This is a genomic window from Actinoplanes sp. ATCC 53533, assembly GCF_003947245.1.
The window spans coordinates 1-5,576 of sequence record NZ_QHHV01000296.1; the positions used below are offsets into that span (position 1 = coordinate 1).

6 protein-coding genes and 1 pseudogene are annotated in these 5,576 nt (G+C 70.7%); all 7 read right to left on the bottom strand.

Going from position 1 to position 5,576, the window contains the following annotated elements; translation table 11 throughout:
* Positions 1-131: 131 nt before the first annotated feature.
* Positions 132-752, bottom strand: a complete 621-nt coding sequence (locus tag DMB66_RS54435) for a Crp/Fnr family transcriptional regulator (protein WP_125811909.1) — start codon at positions 750-752, stop codon at positions 132-134.
* 138 nt (positions 753-890) lie between these two features.
* Entirely contained in the window at positions 891-1,031 is a 141-nt protein-coding gene (locus DMB66_RS65465; protein WP_255441547.1) for an SDR family oxidoreductase, read from the bottom strand.
* 125 nt (positions 1,032-1,156) lie between these two features.
* Positions 1,157-1,656 (bottom strand): annotated as a pseudogene (locus DMB66_RS64945) (SDR family NAD(P)-dependent oxidoreductase); the annotation flags it as partial.
* Positions 1,638-2,801 carry a hypothetical protein gene (locus tag DMB66_RS54445; RefSeq protein WP_125811910.1) on the bottom strand — a complete coding sequence of 388 codons (1,164 nt, stop codon included), beginning with the start codon at positions 2,799-2,801 and terminating at the stop codon, positions 1,638-1,640. The gene DMB66_RS54445 and the pseudogene DMB66_RS64945, both read right to left, overlap by 19 nt.
* A 56-nt stretch (positions 2,802-2,857) precedes the next feature.
* Entirely contained in the window at positions 2,858-3,868 is a 1,011-nt protein-coding gene (locus DMB66_RS54450; protein WP_125811911.1) for a 1-aminocyclopropane-1-carboxylate deaminase, read from the bottom strand.
* Positions 3,869-3,877: 9 nt separating this feature from the next.
* A complete protein-coding gene (locus DMB66_RS54455) occupies positions 3,878-4,639 on the bottom strand; it encodes an aspartate/glutamate racemase family protein (RefSeq protein ID WP_125811912.1) in 762 nt (253 codons plus the stop codon).
* 2 nt (positions 4,640-4,641) lie between these two features.
* The coding region (locus DMB66_RS54460; RefSeq protein ID WP_199753192.1) for a cytosine permease at positions 4,642-5,576 on the bottom strand (935 nt) is incomplete at its 5' end.

Below are 5,576 nucleotides of genomic sequence, written 5' to 3' on the forward strand. Positions count from 1 at the left end.
CCCAGAGCCTTCCACGTCCAGGATGACGATGGAGAAGTGTTGCGGTACGCCCATGAGTGACGCTCCTCAGCAATAGACACTTCGGTGTGTCTATCTCCGGCACCGGTCGGCGTCTGTGCACAAATACGCGTTCAGAGGCGCGGTCTCAGAGCGTTGAGGTCGAGGACGACGATCCGCTGCCGAGCGGTGGTGACCACCCTGCGGTCTCGCAGCTGTCGCAGTGCCTTTGCGACGGCTTCCCGAGAAGCGCCGGTCGCACCGGCGACTTCCTCCTGCGACAGGCGCAGACCTATGACCACTGCACCGCCGGGCGCGGCCTCGCCATGGGTGCGGGCCAGCTCGGCAAGCAGCAGCGACACCCGCTCGAGGACGTCGAAACCGGCGAATTCGAGACGTCGCCGGTCCGACTCGCGGAGCCTTCCGATCACGGCGGAAAGCACTGCGAACAACGCGTCCGGGTTCTGACGCAAACGCTGACGGAACACCGACGCGGCGATCAGACGAGCCTCGACGTCATCCAAGGCGCGCACAGTCGCCGACCGAGGGCTGCCGTAGAGCGCGGCAAGCTCACCGACGATCTCCCCAGCGCCACGAAGGCCTAACAACGCCTCGCGGCCTGTGGTGGTGGAGGCGGTGATCTTGACGATCCCACTGAGGATGATCGCGATATGGGTTGATTCGTCACCTTCTCCGAAAATCTTCTCTTTGCGCCGGTAGGCGACGGCCCTCCCGTCCGGCAGCAGGGCCGCCATTCGCTGCCGCAGGTCAGCGGGGAGCAGCGACTGAGTAAGACCCACCTTCAAGCAGAACACTCCCCACAGACAGTCTCGTTTACTTTGAGTGACTGTATAGAAACTATGAGTGTTCAGCAATCGACATGCGTTGAAGTGTTAGACCTCTTCGGGGTCGCGCCCCAGGGCGGCGCGGCCGCCGTCGACCGGCAGCACCGCCCCGTTGATGAAGCTCGCCGCGTCCGACAACAGGAAGGCCACGGCGTCGGCGACCTCGGTGGCGCGGCCGATCCGGCCCACCGGATGCAGCAGCCGGATCTCCCGCGCGAAATGCTCGGCGCCGGCCGGTCCAACCCGGCCAGGTGCTCCGCGGAGCGCTCGGTGGCGATGGAGCCCAGCGCGACCGCGTTCACCCGGATGCCGCGCGGTCCGTAGTCGACGGCCAGGGCGCGGGTCAGGCCCTCGATCGCCGCCTTCGCGGTGGCGTAGGCGACCGCGCCCCGCACCGGGCGTTGCGCCTGGTGGGACGAGACGTTGACGATAGCGCCCGCGCCACGGGGCAGAAATGCCGTACCACCGCGGCGCTGCCCACCACCACCAGGTCGAGGTTGCGGGCGATCAGGGCGAGCATCTCGCCCGGCGGGACCTCGTGCAGCCAGGCGTCGCGGAACACCGCCGCGTTGTTGACCCAGCCGGACAGCGGTCCCGCCGCCTGCGCGACGGTCGCGGCCTGCTCGGCCACCGCGGGATCGGCGGCATCGCCGATCACCGGCAGGATCCGGCCCTCGGCTGGGTGGGCGGCGACCCAGTCCAGCGCCGCCGCGTCGAATTCGAGCACGGATACGGTTTCGTCTTCGCCGGCCAGCCGCTCGACCACGGCTCGGCCAACGCCGCGCCCGCCGCCGGTCACCACGTAGGAAACCATCGCCTCAGCCTGCCAGCCGTTCGGCCGCGGCGCCGCGCACCTCGGGGGTCCTCGATCGGGTCGTCGCGCAGGTAGGCCAGCCGCTCGCGGACCTCCGCGGAGAGCGCGACGTGCTCGACGGCCAGCCGGCGGACGCCTTCCTCGCAGTCCCACAGGCCTTCGACGAGCAGGCTCTCCGCGGCCGGCGGGTCGGCGATCCGGCACGCCCGCAGATAGCTCGCGCGTTCGTAACTGTGCGGGGTCAGCCAGATCCGGCGCAGGATGGCCGGGAGCACCGCGGTGGCCGGGCCGCCGATCCGCGCGAGCGCCGTGACCAGGTCGTCGTAGCCGCAGAGATGGTCCGGCGTGCCATCGAGGCAGGCGATCTCGGCCAGCAGCACCGGCACGTCGGACGCGTCGCCGAACGCGGCGAGGATGGGGATGGCCGCTCCGCGCGGCGGCCCGTCGACGGCGGCCCAGCGCTGGGCCGCCGGCACCGCGGCCCGGCCGAGCGGCACGAGCGCCCGGGCGATCGCACCGCCCAGGCCGGTGGTGTCCATTGTGCCGACGATCTCCAGCAGCTCCGGCTCGGCGGGACGCCGGGCCAGCTCCCGCAGCGCCGGCCGGTGCAGCCGGCGGCGAGCGGGATCGCGCAGCGTGGCCAGCAGCGCGGCGCTCGACGGCGAGTGGCCCGGCGGCGGCGTGGCTCTCCGCTGCAGCGGAATGCCGGGGTCGCGCCGCGCCCAGTGCGTCCAGGGCTCCCCGAAGACCAGGTCATCGCGGAGCCGGTGACGTACCTGGGGCAGCAGGTCGTCCCACCACGCGACCGGCCATTGCCCGGCCACTTCCTCGAGGGCCTCCTGCCAACCGGGTCCGCGCACGATGTAGTCGCGGACGCCGTCGACCGCCTCCTCGATGCCGGCCTTGCCGAGACAACCGAGCACACCGAGGCTGACCGTGAACTCGGTGTCGCCCAGCTCGGGCTCCGCGGCGTGCAGACGCGCGACGATCGGCCCGACCGGCATGCCCAGGTCGCGGACCAGCCGGGCCAGGTAGACGTCCCGCGCGTCGACCTGCCAGTCCCACGCGTAGTGGTGCCGCAGGCAGTCCTCCACGAGCTCCGGATCACGGACGGCCCGGGCGCCGCGGCCTAGTCCCCGCTGCAATTGCCCGGCGATAGTGTCTGGGGAGGCGTAGGTCATCGTCGGGAAGCCGCTGGCTTTCAGACAATCGCGCTGTAGGCGTTCAGGGCCGGCTGGCCGCCCAGGTGGGCGTACAGGACCGTCGCGTCCTTGCCGATCTCGCCCCGGGTGACCAGGTCGATCAGCCCGGCCATCGACTTGCCCTCGTATACCGGGTCCGTGATCATTCCCTCGGTCCGGGCCGCCAGTCGCATCGCGTCCAGGGTGCTCTCGTCCGGGATGCCGTAGATGCCCGCGTGGTAGCGGTCGTCCAGCAGGATCTCGTCGTCGCGCAGGTCGCGGCCGACGCCGATCAGCTCCGCCGTGTTGCGGGCGATCCGGGCCACCTGGTCGTGAGTCTCCGCCGGCTTGGCGGAACCGTCGATGCCCAGCACCCGCCGCGGCCGGTCGTCGCCGAGCGCCGCGAAGCCCGCGATCATCCCGGCCTGGGTGCTGCCGGTCACCGAGCAGACCACGACCGTGTCGAAGAAGACCCCGAGCTGCGCCTCCTGGTCGGCGACCTCGCGCGCCCAGTTGGCGAAACCGAGACCGCCGAGCCGGTGATCGGAGGCGCCGGCCGGGATCGCGTACGGCTTCCCGCCGCGCGCCTCCACCTCCGTGATGGCCTGGTCCCAGCTCTCCTTGAAGCCGATCCCGAACCCCGCCTTGATGAGCCGCACGTCGGCGCCCGCGAGCCGGCTGAGCAGGATGTTGCCGACCTTGTCGTAGACGCTGTCCGGCCAGTCGACCCAGCTCTCCTGGATCAGGACACACTTGAGCCCCGCGTACGCGGCCACGGCGGCGACCTGCCGGGTGTGGTTGGACTGCACGCCGCCGATCGACACCAGCGTGTCGCAGCCCTGGGCCAGCGCGTCCGCGACGAGGTATTCCAGCTTGCGGGTCTTGTTGCCGCCGTACGCGATGCCGGAGTTGCAGTCCTCGCGCTTGGCCCAGACGGCGGCGCCGCCGAGGTGCCGGGTGAGCCGGTCCAGGCGGTGCACGGGCGAGGGCCCGAACAACAGCGGGTACCGGTCGAAGTCGTCCAGCGGCATGGCAGCTCCTCAGTCGGGTTCTGCCGACCATGCTGCCAGGTCGGGCCGGGTGAAACCGGCGAGAATCCCGGTGTGGTGCTTCGGCGGCGGCGCCGCATATTCGGTACGCGGCGACGTCCGCAGCCCCAGCGTGACCAGCGACTGCACGAACACCGTCGCCGCCGCCACCCCGTCCACGACCGGCACGCCCAGCCGGGCGGACACCCGGGTGCAGAGGTCTGCCATGCCCGCGCAGCCCAGCACGAGGACGTCCGAGTCGTCGCGTTCCAGGGCGGCCCGGCCGACGGCGACGACCCGGTCGAGGACGTCCGGATCGTGGTCCAGCTCCAGGACCGGGATGGCGCACCCGTACACGCCGCGGCAGGCCGGTCCCGCGACGTACCGGGCGGCCAGCTCACGGGCCCGGCCACGGGTCCGGTCCAGGGTGGTCACGACGCTGAAGCCGCGGCCGAGCAGCGCGGCCGCGTGCATCGCGGCCTCCGCGATGCCGACCACCGGGCCGACCGCCAGCTCCCGCGCCGCGTCCAGGCCGGGATCGCCGAAGCAGGCGATGACGTACCCGTCGACGCCCGCCCGTTCCCCCGCGGCGACCTCGGTCAGGATGCCCGGCACGCTGAGCGCCTCCTCGTAGTGGCTCTCGATCGACGCCGGGCCCATCGCGGGGTTGACCGCGTCGAGGCGGGTGCCCGGGCCCACCACGGCCCGGGCACTCAGCTCGATCTTCTCGGTCATCGCCGCGGTGGTGTTGGGGTTGATGACCCGGATGTGCATGGCTATGCGGCCTCTTCGAGCACCCGGCTGCGCGTCAGCACCCGCATCCGCCGCGCCAGCGCCAGGTAGACCACGAAGCCCAGGGCCATGCCGATGAACCAGCTGTACTGCGCCGTCGTGTGCATGCCCGGCCCGTCGGTCCAGAGCACCGGCACCATCGCGACGACCGCACCGACCGCCGTGGCGATGAGGGCCGGCGGGTTGTAGCCCTTGCGATAGAAGTACCGGCCCTCGGGCGCCATGGTGAACAGGTCGTCGACCACGACCCGCTGCCTACGGACGAGGTAGAAGTCGGCGATCAGCACCCCGAACAGCGGGCCGATGAAGGCGCCCAGGGTCTCCAGCGTGTAGTGGATGACCTCGGGATTGTTGTAGAGATTCCACGGCGTGATCAGCACCGAACCGACGGCGGCGATCATGCCGCCGGCGCGCCAGCTGATCCGCTGCGGGCTGACGTTGGAGAAGTCGAACGCCGGCGAGATGAAGTTCGCGACGATGTTGATGCCGATGGTGGCGATCGTGAAGGTCAGCGCGCCGAGCACGATGGCGAAGGTGCTGTCGATGCGGGCCACCGTGGTCACCGGGTCGGTGATGAGCTCGCCGAAGACCGGGATGGTCAGCGACGAGGTGACCACGACCAGGATCGAGAACGCCAGGAAGTTCACCGGCAGGCCGAGCAGGTTGCCGCGCTTGACCGCCCGGAACGACCTGCCGTACCGGGAGAAGTCCCCGAAGTTCAGCATCGGCCCGGAGAAGTACGAGACCACCAGGGCGATCGCGCCGAGCATGACCGGAACGGCGCTCAAGCCGGTGTAGCTGACCTCGCCCAGGTTCAGGTTGATGGCGCCCCAGCCGGCCTGGTAGATGAGGTAGCCGGTCAGCACGATCATGACGACGTAGACGGCCGGGCCGCAGAAGTCGATGAACTTGCGGATGG